The 23445-nt window shown below is 41.2% G+C and carries 26 protein-coding genes; 25 read left to right on the forward strand and 1 reads right to left on the reverse strand.

Features of this window, described 5'->3' with window-relative positions:
• Positions 1–359: 359 nt before the first annotated feature.
• From serS to IAE53_RS07370, 4 genes are all read left to right on the forward strand, one after another.
• Entirely contained in the window at positions 360–1667 is a 1308-nt protein-coding gene (gene serS, locus IAE53_RS07355; RefSeq protein ID WP_148423446.1) for a serine--tRNA ligase, read from the forward strand.
• A 128-nt stretch (positions 1668–1795) separates the two neighbouring features.
• The gene (secA, locus tag IAE53_RS07360) at positions 1796–4210 is read left to right on the forward strand and encodes a preprotein translocase subunit SecA (protein ID WP_139968048.1); all 2415 of its coding nucleotides are present in this window, start codon (positions 1796–1798) and stop codon (positions 4208–4210) included.
• A 50-nt stretch (positions 4211–4260) separates the two neighbouring features.
• Positions 4261–5379, forward strand: coding sequence for a peptide chain release factor 2 (gene prfB / locus IAE53_RS07365; RefSeq protein ID WP_010275969.1), 1119 nt, complete (start codon positions 4261–4263; stop codon positions 5377–5379).
• Between the two features lie 148 nt (positions 5380–5527).
• Positions 5528–8008 (forward strand): ATP-dependent Clp protease ATP-binding subunit, encoded by a 2481-nt coding sequence (locus tag IAE53_RS07370; protein ID WP_148423447.1) that lies wholly within the window; start codon positions 5528–5530, stop codon positions 8006–8008.
• Between the two features lie 35 nt (positions 8009–8043).
• Here the strand turns inward: IAE53_RS07370 and IAE53_RS07375 are convergent, their stop codons facing one another.
• Positions 8044–8694 carry a prepilin peptidase gene (locus tag IAE53_RS07375; protein WP_148423448.1) on the reverse strand — a complete coding sequence of 217 codons (651 nt, stop codon included), beginning with the start codon at positions 8692–8694 and terminating at the stop codon, positions 8044–8046.
• 242 nt (positions 8695–8936) lie between these two features.
• Between IAE53_RS07375 and rpsL the strand changes: the two genes are divergently transcribed.
• The 21 genes from rpsL (at position 8937) to rplX (ending at position 23423) form a co-directional block, all read left to right on the forward strand.
• Positions 8937–9350: a 30S ribosomal protein S12 gene (gene rpsL / locus IAE53_RS07380; protein ID WP_004911305.1), complete on the forward strand. Its 414-nt coding sequence runs from the start codon at positions 8937–8939 to the stop codon at positions 9348–9350.
• Between the two features lie 15 nt (positions 9351–9365).
• Positions 9366–9836 carry a 30S ribosomal protein S7 gene (rpsG, locus tag IAE53_RS07385; protein WP_004899475.1) on the forward strand — a complete coding sequence of 157 codons (471 nt, stop codon included), beginning with the start codon at positions 9366–9368 and terminating at the stop codon, positions 9834–9836.
• Between the two features lie 152 nt (positions 9837–9988).
• Positions 9989–12100: an elongation factor G gene (fusA, locus tag IAE53_RS07390; RefSeq protein WP_139968045.1), complete on the forward strand. Its 2112-nt coding sequence runs from the start codon at positions 9989–9991 to the stop codon at positions 12098–12100.
• Positions 12101–12180: 80 nt separating this feature from the next.
• Positions 12181–13368 (forward strand): MFS transporter, encoded by a 1188-nt coding sequence (locus IAE53_RS07395; RefSeq protein WP_200136269.1) that lies wholly within the window; start codon positions 12181–12183, stop codon positions 13366–13368.
• A gap of 93 nt (positions 13369–13461) precedes the next feature.
• Positions 13462–14565 (forward strand): ABC transporter ATP-binding protein, encoded by a 1104-nt coding sequence (locus tag IAE53_RS07400; RefSeq protein WP_148423450.1) that lies wholly within the window; start codon positions 13462–13464, stop codon positions 14563–14565.
• Positions 14552–15373, forward strand: a complete 822-nt coding sequence (locus tag IAE53_RS07405) for an ABC transporter permease (protein ID WP_031941314.1) — start codon at positions 14552–14554, stop codon at positions 15371–15373. The genes IAE53_RS07400 and IAE53_RS07405 overlap by 14 nt, the downstream gene beginning before the upstream one ends.
• A gap of 9 nt (positions 15374–15382) precedes the next feature.
• Positions 15383–16210, forward strand: a complete 828-nt coding sequence (locus IAE53_RS07410) for an ABC transporter permease (RefSeq protein WP_148423451.1) — start codon at positions 15383–15385, stop codon at positions 16208–16210.
• Between the two features lies 1 nt (position 16211).
• Complete coding sequence (locus IAE53_RS07415) at positions 16212–17291, forward strand: ABC transporter substrate-binding protein (RefSeq protein ID WP_148423452.1); 1080 nt, start codon at positions 16212–16214, stop codon at positions 17289–17291.
• 252 nt (positions 17292–17543) lie between these two features.
• Entirely contained in the window at positions 17544–17852 is a 309-nt protein-coding gene (gene rpsJ, locus IAE53_RS07420) for a 30S ribosomal protein S10 (protein WP_002816040.1), read from the forward strand.
• A 75-nt stretch (positions 17853–17927) separates the two neighbouring features.
• Positions 17928–18614 (forward strand): 50S ribosomal protein L3, encoded by a 687-nt coding sequence (gene rplC, locus IAE53_RS07425; RefSeq protein WP_010296472.1) that lies wholly within the window; start codon positions 17928–17930, stop codon positions 18612–18614.
• 32 nt (positions 18615–18646) lie between these two features.
• On the forward strand, positions 18647–19270 hold the full coding sequence (gene rplD, locus IAE53_RS07430) for a 50S ribosomal protein L4 (RefSeq protein ID WP_148423453.1): 624 nt from the start codon (positions 18647–18649) through the stop codon (positions 19268–19270).
• Complete coding sequence (gene rplW / locus IAE53_RS07435; protein ID WP_004911278.1) at positions 19270–19557, forward strand: 50S ribosomal protein L23; 288 nt, start codon at positions 19270–19272, stop codon at positions 19555–19557. Before rplD ends, rplW begins: the two co-directional genes overlap by 1 nt.
• Before the next feature lie 22 nt (positions 19558–19579).
• The gene (gene rplB, locus IAE53_RS07440; RefSeq protein WP_010296466.1) at positions 19580–20413 is read left to right on the forward strand and encodes a 50S ribosomal protein L2; all 834 of its coding nucleotides are present in this window, start codon (positions 19580–19582) and stop codon (positions 20411–20413) included.
• A 17-nt stretch (positions 20414–20430) separates the two neighbouring features.
• Positions 20431–20709, forward strand: coding sequence for a 30S ribosomal protein S19 (gene rpsS / locus IAE53_RS07445; protein WP_002816034.1), 279 nt, complete (start codon positions 20431–20433; stop codon positions 20707–20709).
• 14 nt (positions 20710–20723) lie between these two features.
• Positions 20724–21080 (forward strand): 50S ribosomal protein L22, encoded by a 357-nt coding sequence (rplV, locus tag IAE53_RS07450; protein ID WP_004911267.1) that lies wholly within the window; start codon positions 20724–20726, stop codon positions 21078–21080.
• Positions 21080–21751, forward strand: coding sequence for a 30S ribosomal protein S3 (gene rpsC / locus IAE53_RS07455; RefSeq protein ID WP_004911266.1), 672 nt, complete (start codon positions 21080–21082; stop codon positions 21749–21751). Before rplV ends, rpsC begins: the two co-directional genes overlap by 1 nt.
• 14 nt (positions 21752–21765) lie before the next feature.
• The gene (gene rplP, locus IAE53_RS07460) at positions 21766–22179 is read left to right on the forward strand and encodes a 50S ribosomal protein L16 (RefSeq protein ID WP_002816029.1); all 414 of its coding nucleotides are present in this window, start codon (positions 21766–21768) and stop codon (positions 22177–22179) included.
• A complete protein-coding gene (gene rpmC, locus IAE53_RS07465) occupies positions 22179–22385 on the forward strand; it encodes a 50S ribosomal protein L29 (RefSeq protein WP_002816028.1) in 207 nt (68 codons plus the stop codon). Before rplP ends, rpmC begins: the two co-directional genes overlap by 1 nt.
• A 22-nt stretch (positions 22386–22407) precedes the next feature.
• Positions 22408–22674: a 30S ribosomal protein S17 gene (rpsQ, locus tag IAE53_RS07470; RefSeq protein ID WP_004911259.1), complete on the forward strand. Its 267-nt coding sequence runs from the start codon at positions 22408–22410 to the stop codon at positions 22672–22674.
• Positions 22675–22722: 48 nt separating this feature from the next.
• The gene (gene rplN, locus IAE53_RS07475) at positions 22723–23091 is read left to right on the forward strand and encodes a 50S ribosomal protein L14 (protein ID WP_004911257.1); all 369 of its coding nucleotides are present in this window, start codon (positions 22723–22725) and stop codon (positions 23089–23091) included.
• A 23-nt stretch (positions 23092–23114) separates the two neighbouring features.
• On the forward strand, positions 23115–23423 hold the full coding sequence (gene rplX, locus IAE53_RS07480; protein ID WP_002816025.1) for a 50S ribosomal protein L24: 309 nt from the start codon (positions 23115–23117) through the stop codon (positions 23421–23423).
• The last annotated feature ends 22 nt before the right edge of the window (positions 23424–23445 follow it).

Below are 23445 nucleotides of genomic sequence, written 5' to 3' on the forward strand. Positions count from 1 at the left end.
ACGCAGAGGTCCCAGGTTCGAGTCCTGGATGGCCCACTAATAAGATGATGGAGAAAGTAAGTGTGATGGTAGCATAGCGCTTGCTTTTTCCTTGTGTTTTAATTTGTAATAGGATAGAATGTTCTTAGTGATTATTATAAGTAGCGCATCAAAGAAAGTTATTGGTTGATGAGAAATAACAGCGTGAAACTCCATTAATCTTAGCTTGGCAGGTAATGCTGCCCGGTACCCTCGTTAAAGGTAATGAAGTGCTATAATTTAGGTTATAGAAATTGGGTGGTACCACGGAATCGCGTTTTTCGTCCCTTGTTTAACAACAAGACGAGAACGCTTTTTATTTGGAAGAATGAGGAAATATTATGTTAGATATGCGTTATTTGAGAAAAAATAGTGAAGAAGCAAAGCAGAGATTGCTTGATAGAGGTGTTGAAGCAAAAACACTTGATCAATTGTTGATGTTGGATCAAGAACGACGTGATACAATTCAGCGTGTTGAAAATTTGAAGGCGCAACGAAATGAAGTTTCTGACAAAATTGCCTATGCAAAACGTCAAAAAGAAGATGCTAGTGACGCGATTGCTCAAATGCAACAAGTTGGTAGTGATATAAAGGCGTTAGACGCCAAACAAGCAGAATTAGATGAGCAAGTAAATGAGATTGCTGCTCACTTGCCTAATTTGGCGGCTAGTGAAGTGCCTGTTGGTCCAGATGAGTCTGCCAACGTTGAACAACGTAAGTGGGCGCCAGCACATTATGATAATCGTCCTGAAGCATTGGTGAAAACAGATTGGGTGAAAGCTCACTACGATATCGGAGAAGCGCTTGGCATTCTTGATTTTGAACGTGGCGCAAAGGTTTCAGGTGCACGTTTCTTGTACTATGTTGGTGATGGCGCTCGTTTAGAACGTGCTGTCTATAATTTTATGCTAGACGAACATCGTAAGGAAGGCTACACTGAAATGATTACGCCAATTGTGGTCAATGATTCAGCGATGTTTGGAACCGGTCAGTATCCAAAGTTTCAAGATGATGCTTACCGGGTAGCTGGCCTAGATCAAACATATATTCCAACGGCAGAAGTACCTTTAACAAATTATTATTCCGGCGAAACGTTGCCAGCAGAAGATTTGCCAATTAAATTTACGGCGTTGTCACCTTCATTCAGAAAAGAAGCTGGGTCTGCTGGAAAGGATACGCGTGGATTAATTCGTTTACACCAATTCAACAAGGTTGAGATGGTCAAGTTTACTAAGCCTGAACAGTCATATGACGAGTTGGAAGCAATGACAGCTAATGCGGAAAATATTTTGCAAAAATTAGCGTTACCTTACCACGTTATTCTACTTTCAACTGGCGACATGGGCTTTTCTGCCGCTAAAACCTATGATGTTGAAGTGTGGATGCCACAGCAAAATGTGTACCGTGAAATTTCTTCAGTTTCAAACACAGAAGATTTTCAAGCACGCCGTATGCATATCACATACCGTGATGAAAATAACAAGTTACAGCTAGTTCATACTTTGAATGGTTCAGGCCTTGCAGTTGGTAGAACAGTAGCAGCCATTTTAGAAAACTACCAGAATCAAGACGGATCTGTCACGATTCCAGATGTTTTGCGTCCTTACATGGGTGGCCAAGAAAAACTCGAAGCAAAATCTCATTATTAAGCATAAAAGAGTCTATTTTTTGGGCTCTTTTTTTGTTATAATGGAACGTAGACTATTGTGCGCTAGACCACACAAATTTAGGTTTTAGAGGAGAAACGTGTCAATTTCTTGAAGACACGCTAAATAACATGAATAATCCAATACGTAAATTAGTTGATAATTCAAAAAAACAACTCAAAAAATTAAACAATATTGCTGATCAGGTTGAAAGTTATGCTGATCAAATGTCAAAAATGTCTGATGAGGCCTTACAAGCTAAGACAGGTGAATTTAAGGAAACCATCAACAAAGCTACAGATGGTATCAAGAATAAGGAAAAACAAAACAAAGCCTTAGCAAAGGTTCTTGACGAAATTTTACCTGAAGCATTTGCTGTTGCTAGAGAAGGGGCCAAACGTGTTTTGGGTCTTTATCCTTTCCGAGTACAAATTATGGGATCGGCTGTATTACATGATGGTAACTTGGCCGAAATGCGCACTGGTGAAGGTAAAACCTTGACAGCAACAATGGCTGTTTATTTGAATGCGTTACCAGGGCGTGGGGTTCACGTTGTCACTGTTAACGATTATTTGTCAGCACGTGATGCGGAGCAGATGGGGCAACTCTATAATTGGCTTGGTCTTTCAGTTGGTGTCAACGTTGGTGACGCGCCTGCTGAAGAAAAACGTGCCGCCTATGATGCCGATATTACCTATTCAACGAACTTTAACATTGGATTTGATTATTTGCGTGATAACATGGTTCGTCGAGCGGAAGAGCGCGTGATGCAACGTGGTTTGAACTTTGCTTTGATTGATGAAGCTGATTCAATTTTGATCGATACGGCGCGAACACCTTTGATTATTTCTGGCCCAGGATCAGGTATTTCACAAATGTATGCTCGAGCAGATCGTTTTGTGAAAACTTTGCAACGTGATGAAGACTACAAGGTAGATGAAGAAGCTAAAGCAACAATGTTGACCAATGAAGGTATCCACAAGGGTGAAGTTTTCTTCAACTTGGATAATTTGTATGATGCAAATGATACTGCTTTGACTCATCATATTGATCAAGCTTTGCGAGCTAATTTCAACTACATCAACGACAAAGACTATGTTGTGCAGGATGGTGAAGTGAAGCTGATTGACCAATCAACTGGTCGTATCTCTGAGGGAACACGATTGTCAGATGGTTTGCATCAAGCAATCGAAGCCAAAGAAGGCGTTGAAATTCAAGAAGAAAACAAATCAATGGCACAAATTACGTATCAGAATTTATTCCGTATGTATAAAAAATTGTCAGGTATGACAGGAACGGCTAAGACTGAAGAAGAAGAGTTACGTGAAATTTACAACATGGAAGTGATTACGATTCCGACTAATCGCCCAATCCAACGTGTGGATTACCCGGATCTGCTTTATCCATCAGTTCGTGCCAAGTATAATGCTGTTGTAAAGCTTATTGTTGAACTTCATGAAAAGGGTCAACCCATCTTAATTGGTACAGGTTCAGTTGAAGCATCAGAATTGCTGTCTAAAATTTTGATGGCGCAAAATGTGCCACATAATGTTTTGAACGCTAAAAACAATGCCAAAGAAGCCGAAATAATTGCTAATGCTGGTCAGCGTGGTGCTGTAACTGTGGCGACTAACATGGCTGGTCGTGGTACTGACATCAAATTGGGCCCTGGGGTCGAAGAACTAGGTGGTTTAGCAGTTATTGCAACTGAACGTCATGAGTCACGTCGAATTGATAACCAGTTACGTGGGCGTGCTGGTCGACAAGGAGACCGCGGTTTCTCACAGTTTTTCTTATCATTGGAAGATGACTTGATGGTTCGATTCGGTGCTGATCGTGTGCGTTTGCTTATGCAACGACTTAATTTGGATGAAGAAGACACAGTGATCAAAAATCGTATGATTACACGATCAGTTGAATCAGCTCAAAAGCGTGTTGAAGGAAACAACTATGACACACGTAAAAACGTATTACAATATGATGATGTTGTGCGTGAGCAACGTGAATTAGTCTATCACGAACGAGACATCGTGATTGATGAAACCAAGTCGCTTGAATGGGTTTTGATGCCCATGGTCGAACGAACGATTAATCGAGTTGTTGATGCACAAACAAAATCTAAAGATGACAAGACTTGGGAGTTGGCTCAAATCGTTGCTTTTGTTGGTAATGCTTTAGGACATGAAGATGCATTCACGGTTGAAGAGTTGAAAGGCTTGTCTCGTGACGATATCAAAGCGAAATTATTGCGACTAGCCAAAGATAATTATAAAGAAAAGCAAGCCCAACTTTATGATCCCGCCCAAATGTTAGAATTTGAAAAAGTAGTTATTTTGAGAGCGGTCGATCAACATTGGACTGATCATATCGATTCATTGGACCGCCTGCGTCAGGGTGTTGGTTTACGAGGCTACGGTCAATTAAATCCTTTGATTGAGTACCAAAATGAAGCTTACGCTAATTTCAATAAAATGATCGCTGACGTCGAATATGATGCCACGCGTACCTTCATGAAAGCTGAAATTCGCCAGAATTTACGTGCTTAATAGACAAATAAAAGCGAACTTTGTTCGTTTTTATTTTGAAAGGAAATACTATGGAAATTATTGATGCCAAACATGCGATTGCTGATATGCAAGAAAATATCACGCGCTTCCGTAATAGTCTTGACTTGGAGGCATTAACGGAAGAAATTGCAGACTACGAAAATCGTATGACTGAGCCTGGCTTTTGGGATGACAATGATAAAGCGCAAAAAGTCATTGAAGAAAACAATGTTTTGAAAAATCGGCGTGATTCCTTCTTGAATTTGACTAGTCAAGTTGAAGATTTGGAAGTTTTGACAGAAATGTTGGCTGAAGATCCTGAAGATACAGATTTAGAAAATGAACTTTCTGAAGGTATTGAAAAGGCACAGCAAGATATTGATGCTTACAACTTGGAACAATTATTGACAGAACCTTATGATGCTAATAATGCCGTTTTGGAAATTCATCCAGGATCTGGCGGAACAGAATCAACTGACTGGGGTGCTAATTTGTATCGTATGTATACTCGCTGGGCGCAACAACATAATTTTCAAGTGGAAACGCTTGATTACCATGCGGGTGACGAAGCTGGTATTGATAGCGCTACGATAAAAGTGACAGGACACAATGCATACGGTTTTTTACGCAGTGAAAAAGGTGTCCATCGTTTTGTTAGAATTTCACCTTTTGATAGCGCAGGGCGGCGTCATACGAGCTTCGTATCGGTTGATGTCATGCCAGAATTGGACGACTCAATTGAAGTGGAAGTGCGTGATGACGATGTCAAAATGGATGTGTTCCGTTCGGGTGGTGCTGGTGGCCAAAACGTCAACAAGGTTTCAACGGGTGTGCGATTGACACACGAACCAACGGGTATTGTTGTCTCATCAACAGTTGAACGGACACAATATGGTAACCGCGATTATGCCATGCGATTATTAAAAAGTAAACTTTATCAGTTAGAGCTTGAGAAAAAAGAAGCCGAGCGAGCAGCGCTTACTGGCGAAAAAATGGAAAATGGCTGGGGATCACAAATACGTTCTTACGTTTTGCACCCCTATCAAATGGTTAAAGATCATCGGACTAACTATGAAACTAATCAACCGCAAGCGGTTCTAGATGGTGATTTGGATCCTTTCATCAACGCCTATTTGCAGTGGCAATTATCGCTAAAAAACCCAAATTAATGAAGTCGAAACAGTCGTTTCGGCTTTTTGAATTTTGAATTGTAATTAAATGCCACTGATACAAACAAATGATTTCCTAATAACATCTAATTGGGTTATAATATAAGTCAATATTATACAAACACAGCCGAATTTTAAGGAGGCATACATGGATAATAACTATACACCGAGTGCTCAAAACGTCCTGGCTTTGGCACAAGAACAGGCAAAATATTTTAAGCATCAAGCAGTTGGCACAGAACATCTGTTGCTAGCTTTAGCCATCGAACAAGAGGGCATTGCCAGCAAAATTTTGACACAGTTTAATGTCACAGATGATGATATCCGTGAAGAAATTGAACACTTTACTGGTTATGGCATGTCAAGTCGTTATGAAAAAGGTGTTTATTTACCATATTCACCCAAAGCAGCAGATATTTTACGTCAAGCTGGTGAAGAGTCTCGGGCTTTAGCACAACCTAAAGTAGGAACTGAACATATCTTATTAGCGTTGTTGCAAGATGAAAGTATTTTATCGTCACGTATTTTGTTAGCATTAGATGCTAATTTGCAAGATTTGCGTCGCGGGATCTTGCGAAAATTGGGTGTCACAGATATTCGCAAACAAATGAAACAACGTGAGAAGCAGCAAGCAGCAGCTGGGACACCAACGTTAGATGGTTTGGCGCGTGATTTGACACAAATGGCGCGTGATGAAAAAATGGATCCAGTTATTGGGCGATCTAAAGAAGTTCGCCGCGTTGTCCAAATTTTATCTCGACGTACAAAGAATAACCCTGTTTTGATTGGTGAACCAGGTGTTGGAAAGACAGCAATTGCAGAAGGATTGGCTCAGAAAATTGTCACGGGTGAAGTACCAGAAAATTTGTCACATAAGCGTTTAATGGCACTTGACATGGGATCATTAGTAGCTGGTACCAAATATCGTGGTGAGTTTGAAGATCGTTTGAAAAAAATAATCGAAGAAATCTATCAAGATGGCGAAGTTATCTTATTTATTGATGAATTGCATACTTTAATTGGTGCTGGTGGTGCTGAAGGTGCTATTGATGCGTCAAATATTTTGAAACCAGCTTTAGCGCGTGGTGAATTACAGACATTGGGCGCAACTACCTTTGATGAGTATCAAAAGTACATCGAATCTGACGCGGCATTAGAACGGCGTTTTGCTTCAGTGACGGTTGACGAACCAACGCAAGAAGATGCAATTGCTATATTGAATGGGATCCGACCTAAATTTGAAGAGCATCACCAAGTGCAAATTGATGATGACGCGATAAATGCCGCTGTTAAGCTATCATCGCGGTACATTAGTGATCGCTTTTTGCCTGATAAAGCAATTGATTTAATTGATGAAGCGGGCGCAAAAGTTCGCATTGAGGCAACAGAAAATAATGGTGTTAATGACAAAGTAGTCACTCGTCTTAAACAAGTTCAGGCTGACAAAGATGCTGCTATTGAAGCTTTAAACTTTGAAGAAGCAGCGCAACTGCGTACCGAAGAAATGAAGCTCAAGAAAAAATTAGCTAAGAAAGAGGCAAAAATACATGCAGCAGTGGCTAGTGGTGAGCGCTCACAATATGATTTGCATGTGACGACGCAAGACATCGCGGAAGTTATTTCTCAACAAACAGGTGTGCCGTTAACACAGTTAGAAAAAAATGATCAGCAGCGGCTGGTCAATTTAGAAAAAGTTCTAGGACGGCGAGTTGTTGGTCAACAGGCTGCAGTGTCAGCAGTTGCACGCGCTATTCGCCGTGCACGTTCTGGATTGAAAGATCCGACACGCCCCATTGGAACCTTTATGTTCTTAGGTCCAACTGGTGTTGGAAAAACGGAGTTGGCTAAAGCGCTGGCCGAAGCTATTTTTGGTAGCGAAGATAATCTCATTCGTATCGATATGTCAGAATATCAAGAACGCTGGTCAGCTAGCCGATTAATCGGCTCTGCACCTGGGTATGTTGGTTATGATGAAGGTGGACAATTGACTGAAAAAGTACGCAATCATCCTTATTCAGTCGTTTTACTTGATGAGGCTGAAAAAGCCCATCAAGACATATTTAATTTGATGTTGCAAGTCTTTGATGACGGTTATTTGACTGATTCTAAAGGTCGAAAAGTTGATTTTCGTAATACAATCATTATTATGACTTCTAATTTAGGTGCCACACGTCTTCGTGATGAAAAATCAGTTGGTTTTGGTGCTGTTGATTTGAAAAATAATCATGAAGCTGTTGCAGCTAAAATTAGAGAAACACTGAAAGAGACTTTCAGGCCAGAATTTATCAACCGCTTAGATGAAGCAATTGTCTTCGAGAGCTTGACTAAACAAGAATTACATGAAATTGTAAAATTGATGAGTCGTTCAGTGCTACAACGTGTTGCTGAACAAGGGATTACAATTAAAATGACACCCGCCGCCATTGACGTTGTTGCCAGTGCTGGTTTTGATCCTGAATATGGTGCCCGTCCAATTCGCCGTGCACTTCAGACAAGTGTTGAAGATGCACTTAGTGAAGAATTATTACGAGGTAATATTACCACTGAAGATGCCGTTACAATCGGCGCAAAGAATGGCAGTATTAAAATTACAACGAAACCACTTAAAACGACATCGCCAGCAACTTAATAGTTTAAACACTTGAAGATAATTCAAGTGTTTTTTTATATCAAGACACCAATTATTAGCCAACCAACGGTTAGGAAAGGCACAAATGGTAAACGTTTTTGTGATGACAATGCTAAAAAAAGTGTGGCTAAACAACAGCCCAATAACAAGCCTAGTACAAAAACCAAGGTTGTGGTTGAAAAAATGAGTGTCAATAAAACTGGAATATCACCGGATCCTAAAGCGTGTCGTATATAAACCAAATAATAGGATATCAAGCTAATTAATAAAGCTAGAAAAATGTGTGATTGATCATGGTGTTGGTGGATTGCGTACAATAACAGCGGAATAATCAAGTAGCTATGGATGGCCTGCGACGCGCAGTCTTCAAGTGATAAAAACAGTAGCACTACTGCGATTAGCCATTGAAGGGTCGAGGAATACCAAAGAATGGTGCCAAACAGTGTGCACGTCAATTCTAAGGCAGGATAGCGCCAACCAAAATGTTTGTGACAATAGCGACATTTTGCAAACGTGAAAATTGCCGAAAAAAACGGTACGAGATCGTACCACTTTAATAAATGATGACACATCAGGCAAAACGATCTGGGCTGTAGTAAAGAAATATTATGTTGGATGCGATCATTGGCACACATAACTGACGAAACAATGATGCTATTAAAAATCAATATCAATATATTTTCCATGTGGAATAGTACGAAAAAACAAATAGTTATTCACAAAATGTAAATACCCACTTGACTTTATCGCTCAATCTGGTATTATATTGAACGTGCTTTTAAGTAATCTGTTCTGTGACATCGTCACACTGTGCTGAACGGCGCTGTAAAGGTAACTGTCAGCAGATTTCCGGTGAGCATTTTTGTTTGAAAACAGAAATGAAACACCTGGAACTGTGAAATAATGAAAAATTTAAGGAGACTGTAGCATGCCTACAATTAACCAATTGGTTCGTAAGCCACGTAAGTCAAAGGTTTCTAAGTCAAAATCACCTGCTTTGAACTTTGGCTACAATTCAATGAAGAAAAAAGCAACTAACAATGCTGCCCCACAAAAGCGTGGTGTCGCAACACGTGTTGGTACAATGACACCAAAGAAGCCTAACTCAGCTTTGCGTAAGTACGCCCGTGTGCGTCTTTCAAACTTGTATGAAGTAACAGCATATATTCCAGGTATTGGTCATAACTTGCAAGAACACTCAGTTGTTTTGATTCGTGGTGGTCGTGTTAAGGATTTGCCTGGTGTACGTTACCACATTATCCGTGGTGCTTTGGATACTGCGGGTGTTGATGGTCGTATGACATCACGTTCAAAGTATGGTACAAAGGCACCAAAGAAGTAAGAAGGAGACTGACTAATGCCACGTAAAGGTTATACTAAGCGTCAGGAAGTTTTGCCTGACCCAATTTACAATTCAAAACTCGTTTCACGTTTGATCAACAAGTTGATGCTTGATGGTAAGCGTGGTACAGCTTCAACAATCTTGTATGATGCTTTTGATCGTATCAAGGAAGCAACTGGCAATGAACCATTGGAAGTTTTCGAACAAGCTATGGAAAACATTATGCCAGTATTGGAAGTTAAAGCTCGCCGTGTTGGTGGTTCTAACTACCAGGTGCCAATCGAAGTTCGTCCAGATCGTCGTACGACTTTGGGACTTCGTTGGTTGGTTAACTACTCACGTCTGCGTAACGAGCACACAATGGATGAGCGTTTAGCCAAAGAAATTATGGATGCTGCCAATGACACTGGTGCATCTGTCAAGAAGCGCGAAGATACGCACAAGATGGCTGAAGCCAACCGTGCGTTTGCACACTATCGTTGGTAATCTGTTGATGACAAGAATTTAATTATTCTTGCGCGTCAAATAGTGTACAATTGTCATAGATGGTGTTTGTCAAAACAAGCACCATCAAAAAGCGAACACAATTATGTGTCGCTTTTTGTTGCATATATAACTAAACCAGGAGATAACTCACAATGGCAAAACGTGAATACCCACTAGAGCGTACACGTAACATCGGAATCATGGCCCACATTGATGCGGGTAAGACAACGACTACTGAACGTATCTTGTACTATACAGGTAAAATTCACAAAATTGGTGAAACACATGATGGTGCTTCACAAATGGATTTCATGGAACAAGAAAAGGAACGTGGTATCACAATCCAATCAGCTGCTACAACAGCTGTTTGGCACGGTTTCTTTGATCAATTTGAAAAAACACCTTATCGTGTTAACATCATTGATACACCTGGACACGTGGACTTCACAATCGAAGTTGAACGTGCTTTGCGTGTTCTTGATGGTGCCGTAGCCGTACTTGATGGTGCAGCTGGGGTTGAACCACAAACAGAAACAGTTTGGCGTCAGGCAACAACCTATGATGTGCCACGTATCGTCTTTGTTAACAAAATGGACAAAATGGGCGCTGATTTCCAAATGTCAGTTGACTCAATGCACGAACGTTTGCAAGTTAATGCTGAAGCAATCCAATGGCCAATCGGTGCTGAGGATGACTTCGAAGCCGTTATTGACTTGATTACACAAGAAGCTTATTACCCAGTTGATGAACTTGGTGAAAAGTGGGAACCACGTGATATTCCAGCTGATTTGAAAGACTTGGCGGAAGAAAAGCGCAATACATTGATTGAAGCTGTTGCTGATGTCGATGATGATTTGATGGAAAAGTATCTTGAAGGTGAAGATATTTCTATTGAAGAATTAAAGGCAGCCATTCGTCGTGCTACATTAGCACTTCAATTCTACCCAATTCTTGCGGGTTCAGCTTATAAAGATAAGGGTGTTCAGATGATGCTGGATGCCGTTGTTGACTACTTGCCAGGACCTTTGGATGTTAAGCCATATATTGCTAAAGATCCAAAGACAGATGAAGAAGTTGATTTGATCGCTGATGATTCAAAGCCTTTCGCTGCTTTGGCATTCAAGATCATGACAGATCCATTCGTTGGTCGTTTGACATTTATGCGTGTCTATACTGGTACATTGCAATCAGGTTCATACGTACAAAATACCTCTTCTGATACACGTGAACGTGTTGGTCGTTTGCTACAAATGCACGCTACTTCACGTACTGAAATTGAAGAAGTATTCTCTGGTGATATCGCTGCGGCTATTGGTTTGAAGAACACGACAACTGGTGATTCTTTGACAGCTGTTGATCATCAATTGATTCTGGAATCAATGGAGTTCCCAGAACCAGTTATCGAATTGGCTATCGAACCAAAGACAAAGGCTGATCAAGACAAATTGTCAAATGCCATTCAAAAATTGGCTGAAGAAGATCCTTCATTCCGTGCCACAACTAACCCTGAAACTGGTCAAACATTGATTGCTGGTATGGGTGAATTGCAATTGGATATCATGGTTGATCGTATGCGTCGTGAATTCAATGTTGAAGCCACTGTTGGTGCGCCACAAGTTGCTTATCGTGAGGCCTTTACTAAGACAGTACAAGCACGTGGTTACTTCAAGCGTCAATCTGGTGGTAAAGGTCAGTATGGTGATGTTTGGATTGAATTCTCACCAAACGAAGAAGGTGCTGGATTTGAATTCGAAGATGCCATCGTTGGTGGTGTTGTGCCTCGTGAATATATTCCATCAGTTGAAGCTGGTTTGAAGGACGCATTGAATGCTGGTCCTTTGGCTGGATTCCCATTAGTTGATTTGAAAGCTAAGTTGTATGATGGTTCATACCACGATGTCGATTCAAGTGAAGCTGCCTTTAAGATTGCTGCTTCATTGGCTTTGCGCGAAGCTGCTAAGACAGCCGGCGCGGTTATTTTGGAACCAATTATGGCCGTTGATATTGTTGCACCTGAAGACAACCTGGGTGATGTTATGGGACACGTCTCAGCACGCCGTGGTATGATTGAAGGTCAAGAGTCACGTGGTCCAGTTTTGGCAGTTAAGGCTAAGGTGCCTTTGTCAGAAATGTTTGGTTATGCAACTACTTTGCGTTCAGCAACGCAGGGTCGCGGTACATTCCAAATGGTTTTCGATCACTACGAAGCTGTTCCTAAGAACATTCAAGAAGAAATTATCAAGACCCACGGTCAAGAAAATTAATCTTTGACTGACTGATGGTTCAGTATAAACGGCGTCACTCAACAGAGTGGCGCTGTTTTGTTATTATTAGGGGAATTGACATGAAAAATCACAGTAAGTTTTTAATTCCAGGTATTATTGTTGTCGGGATGATTTTGAGATTACCATTCACGGCTATGCCGCCAATTTTGAGTAGTATTTCCAAATCAGAGGGTGTGCCTGTTGGACAATTGGGCATGCTAACAACTATTCCGCTGATAGCGTTTGCCTTGTTTTCTTCAACAGCGCCTAAAGTGGCTCAAAAGATTGGGCTAGAAAGGGCATTTGCATTGATGTTGATGCTGTTAATTGTTGGGTCTGGCATTAGAGTTATTAATACAACTTTCCTCTACATTGGGACAATGCTGATTGGTATTGGTGTTGCCCACATGAATGTGTTACTGCCTAGTGTTATTCGAACGTATTTTCCGATGAAAGTCGGTCCAATGACGTCTGTCTTTACATTTAGCATGATGTTAGCAACGGCAGTTGGTGCTAGTTTGGCAGCGCCAATAACGGCATTAACTAGTTGGCAGGTTTTTGTGGGATTGTTGACAATCTTGCTCGTTGGTGCTTTGCTGGTTTGGTTACCTAATGAACGGTTTGCGGCAAATAGACAAGTCACTCAAATGGCGAGTGATCACAAGAAAACAGTCCGATTCAACGTTTGGAAAAACCGCAATGCTTGGTTATTGTTGTTTTTTGGTGGTATGCAATCTGCAATGTTCTATGTTTTGATGGCGTGGGGGCCAACTATGGCGATTCAGACTGGATTAACGCCGGCAACTGCTGGTTTATTTTCTGGTCTTAACTCATTAATTGGTCTACCATTTGCACTAACAGTACCGTCAATTGTTGTTCGATTGAACAAACGCCAAAGGCAGTGGCTAGTTGCTGGCTTTTCAGTTTTAGGTACAATTGGCTACCTCCTGTTGCTGAATCCACAAGGTACTTTTCCCTACTGGTTACTGGTCAATTTATTTATTGGTGTCGGTACTTCGGTGTTGTTTCCATATTTGATGACCACATTCACGCTTAAAACCAGCACACCGGGACAAACGGCACAACTGTCCGGTATGTCGCAAAGCGGTGGCTATTTGATTGCGGCAGTTGGTCCAGCTATGTTTGGTTATGCATATGGTTGGTGGCATTCTTGGACACCGCAAATTATCGTTATTGTTATTTTGTTCATCTTAATGACACTAGCTATTGTTGTTGTTGAAAATCGTGAAAAGATCATTGACGCATAGCCACTGAAGCTAAATGGTCAAATATGATTTTCTTTTTATGTCTTCAAAATTAGTGTAAAATTGAAATTATCGAAAAGAGTTGAGGTTGAGAATTTGGCAGAGCAAACACCAATTATTGAATTTAAGTCTGTAAGCTTAGCTTATGGTGACACAGAGATTTTGAAGGGCATCGACTTGTCTTTAGAACAAGGTAAATTTTATACCTTGTTGGGACCCTCAGGATCTGGTAAAACAACAATTTTAAACTTGATTTCTGGTCAATTGGCGGCAACTTCAGGTGATATTTTATTTGAAAACAAGCGTATCAATGATGTGCCAGTGGAAAAACGAACTGTTAATACTGTTTTCCAAGATTATGCATTATTTCCGAATATGAATGTTTTTGAAAATGTGGCTTTTGGTCCGTCCATAAAAAAAATGTCAAAGAACGATATTGAACGGCAGGTTCATGACATGTTGAAGTTAGTTAAACTTGACCAATATGCTGATCGTGATATTAGTGAGCTGTCAGGTGGGCAACGGCAGCGTGTGGCGATTGCGCGCGCTTTGGCTAATGATCCAAAAGTTTTGTTACTCGATGAACCATTGTCTGCATTGGATTACAAGTTGCGCAAAGACATGCAGTATGAGCTACGTGAAATTCAGCAAAGACTGGGTATTACATTTGTTTTTGTGACGCATGATCAAGAAGAAGCACTGGCTATGTCTGATTGGATTTTTGTGATGAATGACGGGGTCATACAGCAAAATGGGACACCAGAGGATATATATGATGAACCAATTAACCATTTTGTTGCGGATTTTATTGGTGAGAGTAACATTGTAGATGGCATCATGAAAGCCGATTATGTTGTTCATTTTGTGGGCAAAGATTTTGAAAATGTTGATGCTGGAATGCGACCTAATGAACGAGTTGAAGTTGTCTTGCGCCCTGAAGACTTAGATTTAACCACAATTGAAAACGGTAAGTTAATTGTGACAATTGATGATCAATCATTTCGTGGTGATTATTATGAAATTACAGCAATTGATGATGACGGTAACGAGTGGCAAGTGCAAGCAACGAACTCGGCCCAAGTGGGAGAACGAGTTGGTTTGACATTTGATCCGGAAGACATTCACATCATGCGATTTAATGAGTCTGAAGACGATTTTGACGCGCGTTTGGAAAGTTACGAGGATGATGATGAAGAGTAAACAACAGCGTCAGTTATTTTATCTTGTGCCTTATGGCGCGTGGTTATTGTTATTTGTTATTGCCCCACTTGTTTTATTGTTATTTCAATCGCTAACTAACGCCAATGGTGGGTTAACGTTACATAACTATGCTGTTTATTTTGGTAGTGGTACATACCTCCGCATGACGTTTAACTCAGTTTGGTTTGCTTTCCTGATTACACTAATTACATTGGTGATTAGCTACCCGATGGCTTACCTACTCAATCAACTCAAGCAAAAACAATTTTGGTTGTTATTAGTGATCCTGCCAACGTGGATTAATTTGTTGTTAAAGACTTATGCGTTTATTGGCCTATTGTCAAAAACCGGTACGGTTAATAATTTTATGAGCTTTTTTGGCATTGCACCACAGCAACTGTTGTTCTCTGATTGGAGTTTTTTGTTAGTTGCTGCCTACATTGAAATTCCGTTTATGATTTTGCCGATTTTTAATTCGTTGGCAGAAATTGATCCAAAACTGGAGCAAGCTAGTCGTGATTTGGGTGCCAATAAATGGCAAACGTTACGACGAGTCATTTTGCCACTATCAATGCCGGGGGTGAAGGCGGGCATTCAAGCTGTTTTCATTCCAAGTTTGTCATTATTTATGATTACACGTTTGATAGGCGGTAATCGTGTGATTACGTTAGGTACAGCAATTGAGGAACATTTTTTAGTAACCCAAAACTGGCAACTAGGATCGACGATTGGTGTGATTTTAATTGTAGCGATGGTTGTGACGATGATTTTGACGCGTGATCGTGTCAAAAAGAACACGAGAAAGTGAGTAATATAAATGAAAAAAGCTTTTAAATGGTCAAATTTATATTTGTGGTTTGTTTTCATTTTGCTGTACTTACCTATTTTTTTCTTGATTATTTATTCATTTAATGCAGGTGACGTGATGCAAGGATGGGGTGGCTTTTCGTTGAAGCATTACGCTGAGCTGTTCGCAGATACGCGCATTATTGAGATTGTGGTTAATACTTTTTTAATTGCATTATTGTCCTCGCTTTTGGCTAGCATTTTGGGAACGGCTGGTGCGCTGTATATTTATGATCAGCGCAATCAGTTGATTAAAAATATTTTCTTATCGCTAAACAATATTTTGTTGGTATCACCCGATGTTATTATTGGCGCTTCGTTTTTGATATTGTTTACAGTTGTCGGTTTTTCATTAGGATTTGCGTCAGTGCTCTTGTCACATATTGCGTTTAGTATTCCGATTGTTGTGTTGATGGTTTTGCCGAGACTTCAAGAAATGAATCAATCATTAGTTGCTGCTGCTAAAGATTTAGGCGCTAATAACTGGCAAATGTTGTCGCGCGTGATTTTACCCGTTATATCGCCAGGTATTTTGGCTGGATTTTTTATGGCATTTACGTATTCTTTGGATGATTTTGCGGTCACATTTTTCGTAACTGGTAATGGATTTTCGACGTTATCTGTTGAAATATACTCGCGTGCCCGTCAAGGGGTGAGTTTGGAAATTAATGCGTTATCGGCAATGATGTTTGTTGTATCTCTCGTGCTGGTTTTACTATATTACGTTATTTCAACACGCTCATCTAAAAATAAAAAGCGCGGTACGCGACTGGTAACACCGGCTACGGAGGGTTTATAACATGAAAAAGTTATTAACTAGCGTTGTTGCTATTCTAGCCGTTGTCGCTGTTTTGTTTGGTGCCCAGCGCTATTTGGCTGCCAAAACCGGCAGTGGTGAAGGCGGGTCTAAAGTTTTGAATTTGTATAACTGGGGAGACTATATTGATCCAGCCTTACTTAAAAAGTTTACTAAAGAGACCGGTTACAAAGTCAGTTACGAAACTTTTGATTCCAATGAAGCCATGTTTACGAAGGTTAAGCAAGGCGGGACATCCTATGATTTAGCTGTGCCGTCGGAATATATGATTGAAAAAATGAAGGCTGCAAATTTATTGTTGCCACTAGATCATCAGAAGTTGACTGGGTTAAAAAATTACGACAGTCGCTTCCTTAACCAATCTTTTGATAGACACAACAAATACTCTGTCCCATACTTTTGGGGAACTTTAGGTATTATCTACAATGATAAATACGTAAAGGCCAGTGATGTCCAACATTGGGATGATTTATGGTCGTCAAAGTTTAAAAATCAAGTTATGTTAATTGACTCGGCACGTGATGTATTAGGTTTTACATTGATTACACAAGGAAAGTCTGTTAATGATAAGTCAACAGCTGATTTGGCGGCAGCTCAAGGCAAACTAACAACTTTGATGCCAAATGTTAAAGCCATTATTGCTGACGAAATCAAAATGTATATGGCACAAGACGAAGCGTCAATTGCCGTAACATACTCTGGAGAGGCGTCCGAAGCAATGGCAAACAATAAACACTTGCATTATGTCGTGCCGAGTGAGGGCTCAAATCTTTGGTTTGATAATATTGTTATGCCCAAAACAGCTAAACATAAAGCGGCTGCCTACGCTTTCTTAAATTTCATTAGTGAGCCAAAAAATGCAGCCCAAAATGCCGAATATATAGGTTATGCAACGCCAAATAAAAAGGCATTAGCATTATTACCTAAGAGTATTCGTGAGGACAAACAGTTTTATCCAGATGCCAAAACTGTGAGTCACTTGCAAGTATATTCAGACTTAGGACAAAAATGGACAGAAAAATATAATGATGCCTTTTTGGAATTTAAAATGACACAGAGATGATCAAAAAACATGCTGAAAATATCGCACAAAACCCTTGCAATGCAGGGGTTTTTCTGTTATTATATTTAAGTACGCTTTTGGAACAGTAGTCATATAAACCTACCGAAAGCCTGGTGTATCAATGTTTAGCGATGATGATTAAGGTTGCGACACGCGCGGCCGCGTTGCCATGGGCGCGCAAAACACAAGCAGTGTTGTCGGTTTTTAATCGAAGTTAGCTGATTTACAAAATCAACGAGGAGGCACGAAATAATGGCACAAAAGAAGATCCGTATCCGTTTGAAGGCATACGAACACCGCATCTTAGACCAATCAGCAGAAAAAATTGTTGAGACGGCTAAGCGTACGGGCGCAGAAATTGCTGGTCCTATCCCATTGCCAACTGAACGTACATTGTATACAATTCTACGTTCACCACATAAACATAAGGATAGCCGTGAACAATTTGAAATGCGCACGCACAAGCGTTTGATCGACATTGTGAACCCTACTGACAAGACAGTTGACGCATTGCGTAAGCTTGAATTGCCATCAGGTGTTGCAATCGAAATCAAGTTGTAATCTTAACGGATATAACTTCGCGTCTCAACTTAGAGACAAAAAATAAGTCAAGCAAAATAATTAAGGAGATTAGTCATGACTAAAGGTATCTTAGGCCGCAAAGTCGGTATGACTCAGGTTTTCACAGAATCTGGCGAATTGATCGCAGTTACCGTAGTTGAAGCAACACCAAACGTCGTTTTGCAAGTAAAAAATGCAGAAACAGACGGTTATAGTGCTATTCAACTTGGTTACCAAGACAAACGTGCAGTTTTGTCAAACAAACCTGAACAAGGTCACGCTTCAAAAGCAAACACGACCCCTAAGCGCTACGTTCGTGAAGTCCGCGACGCGGAAGGCGAATTTAACGCAGGGGATGAAATCAAAGTGGATACATTCCAAGCAGGGGAATACGTTGACGTAACGGGCATCACAAAAGGACATGGCTTCCAAGGCTCAATTAAGCGTCTTGGTCAGTCTCGTGGACCTATGGCCCACGGCTCACGTTATCACCGTCGTCCTGGTTCGATGGGTGCGATTATTAACCGCGTCTTCAAGGGTAAGCTCTTGCCAGGTCGTATGGGTAACAACAAGCGCACAATGCAAAATGTTGCCATTGTACATGTTGATGTTGAAAATAATCTCTTGCTATTGAAGGGAAATGTTCCCGGTGCCAATAAGTCACTTTTGACAATCAAATCAACTGTTAAAGTTAATGCAAAGCATCCTGAAATCAAAATGGCTGGTGTATCTGCACCTGCCGCTGATTCAGAAGAAGCTTAATCTAAACTATATAGAAAGGAGAACAATCAATCATGACTAAAGTTGCTGTATTAAAGCAAGATGGTAGTCAAGCTGCTGAAATCGAATTGAATGACGCAGTTTTCGCCATCGAACCTAACAACGCCGTTATTACAGATGCAGTATTGATGCAACGTGCATCATTGCGTCAAGGTACACATGCTGTCAAGAACCGCTCTGCTGTTTCTGGTGGTGGTCGTAAGCCTTGGAAGCAAAAGGGTACTGGTCGTGCACGTGCTGGCTCAATCCGTGAGCCTCAGTTCCGTGGCGGTGGTATTGTTTTTGGTCCTACACCTCGTTCATACGCTTATCGTATCAACCGCAAAGCTTATCAATTGGCTTTGAAGTCAGTTTTGTCGCAAAAAGTTGCTGATAACAAGTTGGTCGTTGTTGATGCTTTGTCATTTGAAGCACCAAAGACACAAGACTTTAAAAAGGTTTTGGCTAACTTGGCAGCTGACACAAAGACATTAGTAGTTGTTGATGAAGACAATGAAAACGCGATCTTGTCAGCACGTAACTTGGCTAATGTTCAAGTTATGACAACAAAGGGTATCAACGTACTTGACGTTGTTAATGCAGATAAGCTGGTGATTGTTCAATCATCAATCGAAGAAATCCAAGGAGGTCTTGCCTAATGGATGCACGCGATATTATCCGTCGCCCTATCATCACCGAAGCTTCAATGGCGCAAACAGAACGTAAGCGTTATGTCTTCGAAGTAGATACTCGCGCGAAAAAGCCTGAAATCAAGAAAGCTATCGAAGAAATCTTTGATGTTAAAGTTTCAGGTCTCAACACAGCAAACGTTCGTGGTAAGCTCAAGCGCCAAGGTCGTTATGTTGGTTACACACGTAAGTTGAAAAAGGCAACTGTTACGTTGTCAAAAGATTCAAAAGATATTCAAATCTTTAACGAAGGTTAATTCTAAATAGGAGGATAAGACATTGGCTATCAAGAAATATAAGCCAACCTCTAACGGACGTCGTAATATGACGACTTCAGATTTTGCTGAAATCACTAAGACAACGCCCGAAAAGAGTTTGTTGGCTAAAAAGTCAAAAACTGGTGCACGTAATGCATCAGGCCGTATGACAGTTCGCCACCATGCTGGTGGACACAAGCAAGCCTACCGTATCGTAGACTTTAAGCGTATTAAAGATGACAAGACAGCTACTGTTAAAGCTATCGAATACGATCCAAATCGTACAGCTAACATTGCTTTGTTGGTATATGAAGATGGTATTAAGTCATACATCTTGGCGCCAAAGGGATTGAAGGTTGGCGATAAAGTTCAATCTGGTCCTGATGCCGACATTAAGCCCGGCAATGCCTTGCCATTGAGTGCTATTCCTGAAGGTACTTTGATTCATAATATCGAATTAAAGCCTGGTAAGGGTGGTCAATTGGCTCGTTCAGCAGGTACATCAGCACAAATTTTGGGACGTGATGGCAAGTACATCATTGTTCGATTAACTTCAGGTGAAGTACGTTTGGTCTTGGCTACTAACCGCGCCACAATTGGTGAAGTTGGTAACGCCGAGCATTCGTTGATTAACTGGGGTAAAGCTGGTCGTAACCGTTGGCGTGGAAAGCGTCCACATGTTCGTGGATCAGTTATGAACCCTAACGATCACCCACACGGTGGTGGTGAAGGTAAAGCACCAGTTGGTCGTCCAAGTCCTATGTCACCATGGGGTAAGAAGACTGCCGGTAAGAAGACTCGCGATAAGAAGAAGGCTTCAACAAAGTTCATCGTTCGCGGTCGTAAGAGTAAGTAAGGGAAAGGAGACAACTAATGGCTCGTAGTTTAAAAAAGGGACCATTTGCGGACCCACACTTGCTTAAGAAGATTGAAGCGCAAGTTGATTCTGAAAAGAAATCAGTGATCAAAACTTGGTCACGTCGTTCAACAATCTTCCCAAGCTTCATCGGCTTTACAATTGCCGTTTATGATGGTCGCAAGCACGTTCCAGTATATGTGCAAGAAGATATGGTCGGTCACAAGTTAGGTGAATTCGTACCAACTCGTACGTTCAAGGGACACAAGAACGACGATAAAAAGACTGGTAAATAAGGAGGAAGTGAAAAATGGCTGAACAAGTTACATCAGCTCGCGCGACTGCTAAGATCGTTCGCGTTGCCCCACGTAAGGCACGCTTAGTTCTTGACACTATTCGCCGTAAGAGCGTTAACGAAGCATACGCAATTTTGAAGTTCCTACCTAATACTTCTACTGAAGATATTTACAAGGTTTTGAACTCAGCAGTTGCTAATGCTGAAAACAACTTCTCACTAGACAGAGAAGATCTTATTGTGAAGGAAGCCTTCGCGAACGAAGGACCAACGCTAAAGCGTTTCCGTCCACGTGCCAAAGGTTCTGCTTCACCTATCAACAAGCGTACAAGCCACATTACAATTGTGGTTGCTGAGAAGGAGGCAAAGTAATGGGTCAAAAGATTAACCCTACTGGGTTCCGTGTTGGCGTTATTCGCGACTGGGACGCAAAGTGGTTTGCTGACAAGGCTGATTATGCTAACCAACTTCACGAAGACTTGCGTATTCGTAAGTACATCGAAAAGAATTTAGCTGATGCCTCAGTTGATCGCATTGAAATTGAACGCAGCACTAAGTCACGTGTTGACGTTTCAATCCACACTGCCAAGCCTGGAATGGTAATTGGTAAGGGTGGGTCAGAAGTTGAAAAACTTCGTACTCAATTGGCAAAATTGACAGATAAAGATGAAAAGGGTCGTTCAAAGCGTGTTTTCATTAATATCGTTGAAATCAAGAAGCCTGACTTGAGTGCACATTTGGTTGGACAACAAATTGCTGGTGATTTGGAACGCCGTGTGGCTTTCCGTCGTGCAATGCGTGGTGCCATTCAACGTGCTACTCGTGCCGGCGCCAAAGGTATCAAAGTTATGGTTTCAGGTCGTTTGAACGGTGCAGATATTGCCCGTATCGAACAATATACTGAAGGCACTGTTCCTTTGCATACATTACGTGCAGACATTGACTACTCATGGGATGAAGCAATGACTGCTTATGGTAACTTGGGTATCAAGACTTGGATTTACCGTGGTGATGTTTTACCACAAAAGAAAAACAGTAAGTAAGGAGGGAAGCAAACATGTTAGTACCAAAGCGTGTTAAATTCCGTCGTGTACACCGTGGTCACATGCGTGGCGAAGCTAAAGGTGGCAAGACGGTGACATTTGGTGACTTTGGCTTGCAAGCAACAACATCAAGCTGGATCACTAACCGTCAAATTGAAGCTGCTCGTATTGCAATGACACGTTATATGAAGCGTGGTGGTAAGGTTTGGATTAAAATCTTCCCTCACAAGTCATATACATCAAAAGGTGTTGGTGTTCGAATGGGTAACGGTAAGGGTGCTCCCGAAGGATGGGTTGAACCTGTTAAGCGTGGCAAAGTAATGTTTGAAGTGGCAGGTGTTCCTGAAGCAACTGCACGTGAAGCATTGCGTTTGGCACAACATAAGTTGCCTGTACGTACGAAGATTATTGCTCGGGAGGCTGAATAATGGCTAAAGCAAGTGAATTGAAAGAATTGTCACTTGCGGATTTGCAAAAGCGCGAAGCCGAATTCAAGGAAGAATTGTTCAACCTTCGTTTCCAATTGGCTACTGGTCAATTGGAAAACACGGCGCGTATCGCACAAGTTCGTAAGGACATTGCACGAGTTAAGACAGTTATTCGTGCACAAGAATTGGCAAACGCCAACAAATAAGACGAAAGGAAGAAGCTGAAAAATGAGTGAAGAACGTAATACTCGTAAGGTTTACCAAGGACGCGTTGTTTCAGATAAGATGGACAAGACAATTACTGTCGCTGTTGATACTTATTTAACACACGCCGTCTATGGTAAGCGTGTCAAGTACACAAAGAAGTTCAAGGCCCATGATGAAAACAATAGTGCCAAGCAAGGCGATATTGTTCAAATCATGGAAACACGTCCTTTGTCTGCAACTAAGCACTTCCGTTTGGTTAAGATCGTTGAAGAGGCTGTTATTCTTTAATGTTCGACCCAAAACGTCGTAATTAATTGCTAACAAGGAGGAAGAACCATGATTCAACAAGAGAGTCGTTTAAAAGTGGCTGATAACTCTGGCGCACGTGAAATCTTGACGATTAAAGTGCTCGGTGGTTCAGGCCGTAAGTTTGCAGGTGTTGGCGACATGATCGTTGCAACAGTTAAGCAAGCTATCCCTGGTGGTAACGTAAAGAAGGGTGACGTCGTTAAGGCTGTTATCGTTCGTACTGTATCTGACGTTCGTCGTGCAGATGGCTCATACATTAATTTTGATGAAAATGCCGCTGTTATCGTGAAGGACGACAAATCACCAGTTGGTACGCGTATTTTTGGTCCAGTTGCACGTGAATTACGTGACAACGACTACATGCGTATTGTTTCATTGGCACCAGAAGTGCTCTAATACTGACAAGGAGGAGCCAAATCATGTTTGTAAAAACAGGTGATAAGGTTCGCGTCATTGCCGGCAAAGACAAGGGAAAAGAAGGCACAATCACTAAGACTGTTGCTGGAAAAGATCGCGTCGTTGTCGAAGGCGTGAACATCGTTAAGAAGCATCAAAAGCCTTCTAACGAATATCCACAAGGTGGTGTTATCGATATCGAAGCACCTATCCATGTTTCTAACGTGCAATTGCTTGACCCTTCAACTAATGAACCAACACGTGTTGGGTTCAAAGTGGAAGATGGCAAGAAAGTTCGCGTATCTAAAAAGTCTGGTAACGTACTAGGCTAATATCGAAAGGTGAAATCATTTT

Source organism: Leuconostoc sp. S50 (assembly GCF_016624925.1).
Lineage (GTDB): Bacteria > Bacillota > Bacilli > Lactobacillales > Lactobacillaceae > Leuconostoc > Leuconostoc pseudomesenteroides.

Excerpts from the sequence above, each read along its gene's own strand:
- IAE53_RS07395 (WP_200136269.1), top strand. The coding sequence starts at position 12,181 with ATGAAAAATCACAGTAAGTTTTTAATTCCAGGTATTATTGTTGTCGGG.
- rplP (WP_002816029.1), top strand. The coding sequence starts at position 21,766 with ATGTTAGTACCAAAGCGTGTTAAATTCCGTCGTGTACACCGTGGTCAC.
- rpsG (WP_004899475.1), top strand. The coding sequence starts at position 9,366 with ATGCCACGTAAAGGTTATACTAAGCGTCAGGAAGTTTTGCCTGACCCA.
- rpmC (WP_002816028.1), top strand. The coding sequence starts at position 22,179 with ATGGCTAAAGCAAGTGAATTGAAAGAATTGTCACTTGCGGATTTGCAA.
- rplX (WP_002816025.1), top strand. The coding sequence starts at position 23,115 with ATGTTTGTAAAAACAGGTGATAAGGTTCGCGTCATTGCCGGCAAAGAC.
- rplD (WP_148423453.1), top strand. The coding sequence starts at position 18,647 with ATGACTAAAGTTGCTGTATTAAAGCAAGATGGTAGTCAAGCTGCTGAA.
- IAE53_RS07375 (WP_148423448.1), bottom strand. The coding sequence starts at position 8,694 with ATGGAAAATATATTGATATTGATTTTTAATAGCATCATTGTTTCGTCA.
- fusA (WP_139968045.1), top strand. The coding sequence starts at position 9,989 with ATGGCAAAACGTGAATACCCACTAGAGCGTACACGTAACATCGGAATC.
- secA (WP_139968048.1), top strand. The coding sequence starts at position 1,796 with ATGAATAATCCAATACGTAAATTAGTTGATAATTCAAAAAAACAACTC.
- IAE53_RS07370 (WP_148423447.1), top strand. The coding sequence starts at position 5,528 with ATGGATAATAACTATACACCGAGTGCTCAAAACGTCCTGGCTTTGGCA.
- rpsS (WP_002816034.1), top strand. The coding sequence starts at position 20,431 with ATGGCTCGTAGTTTAAAAAAGGGACCATTTGCGGACCCACACTTGCTT.
- rplW (WP_004911278.1), top strand. The coding sequence starts at position 19,270 with ATGGATGCACGCGATATTATCCGTCGCCCTATCATCACCGAAGCTTCA.
- IAE53_RS07415 (WP_148423452.1), top strand. The coding sequence starts at position 16,212 with ATGAAAAAGTTATTAACTAGCGTTGTTGCTATTCTAGCCGTTGTCGCT.
- rplN (WP_004911257.1), top strand. The coding sequence starts at position 22,723 with ATGATTCAACAAGAGAGTCGTTTAAAAGTGGCTGATAACTCTGGCGCA.
- IAE53_RS07410 (WP_148423451.1), top strand. The coding sequence starts at position 15,383 with ATGAAAAAAGCTTTTAAATGGTCAAATTTATATTTGTGGTTTGTTTTC.
- IAE53_RS07405 (WP_031941314.1), top strand. The coding sequence starts at position 14,552 with ATGATGAAGAGTAAACAACAGCGTCAGTTATTTTATCTTGTGCCTTAT.
- rpsJ (WP_002816040.1), top strand. The coding sequence starts at position 17,544 with ATGGCACAAAAGAAGATCCGTATCCGTTTGAAGGCATACGAACACCGC.
- prfB (WP_010275969.1), top strand. The coding sequence starts at position 4,261 with ATGGAAATTATTGATGCCAAACATGCGATTGCTGATATGCAAGAAAAT.
- rpsQ (WP_004911259.1), top strand. The coding sequence starts at position 22,408 with ATGAGTGAAGAACGTAATACTCGTAAGGTTTACCAAGGACGCGTTGTT.
- rpsC (WP_004911266.1), top strand. The coding sequence starts at position 21,080 with ATGGGTCAAAAGATTAACCCTACTGGGTTCCGTGTTGGCGTTATTCGC.
- rplV (WP_004911267.1), top strand. The coding sequence starts at position 20,724 with ATGGCTGAACAAGTTACATCAGCTCGCGCGACTGCTAAGATCGTTCGC.
- serS (WP_148423446.1), top strand. The coding sequence starts at position 360 with ATGTTAGATATGCGTTATTTGAGAAAAAATAGTGAAGAAGCAAAGCAG.
- rplC (WP_010296472.1), top strand. The coding sequence starts at position 17,928 with ATGACTAAAGGTATCTTAGGCCGCAAAGTCGGTATGACTCAGGTTTTC.
- rpsL (WP_004911305.1), top strand. The coding sequence starts at position 8,937 with ATGCCTACAATTAACCAATTGGTTCGTAAGCCACGTAAGTCAAAGGTT.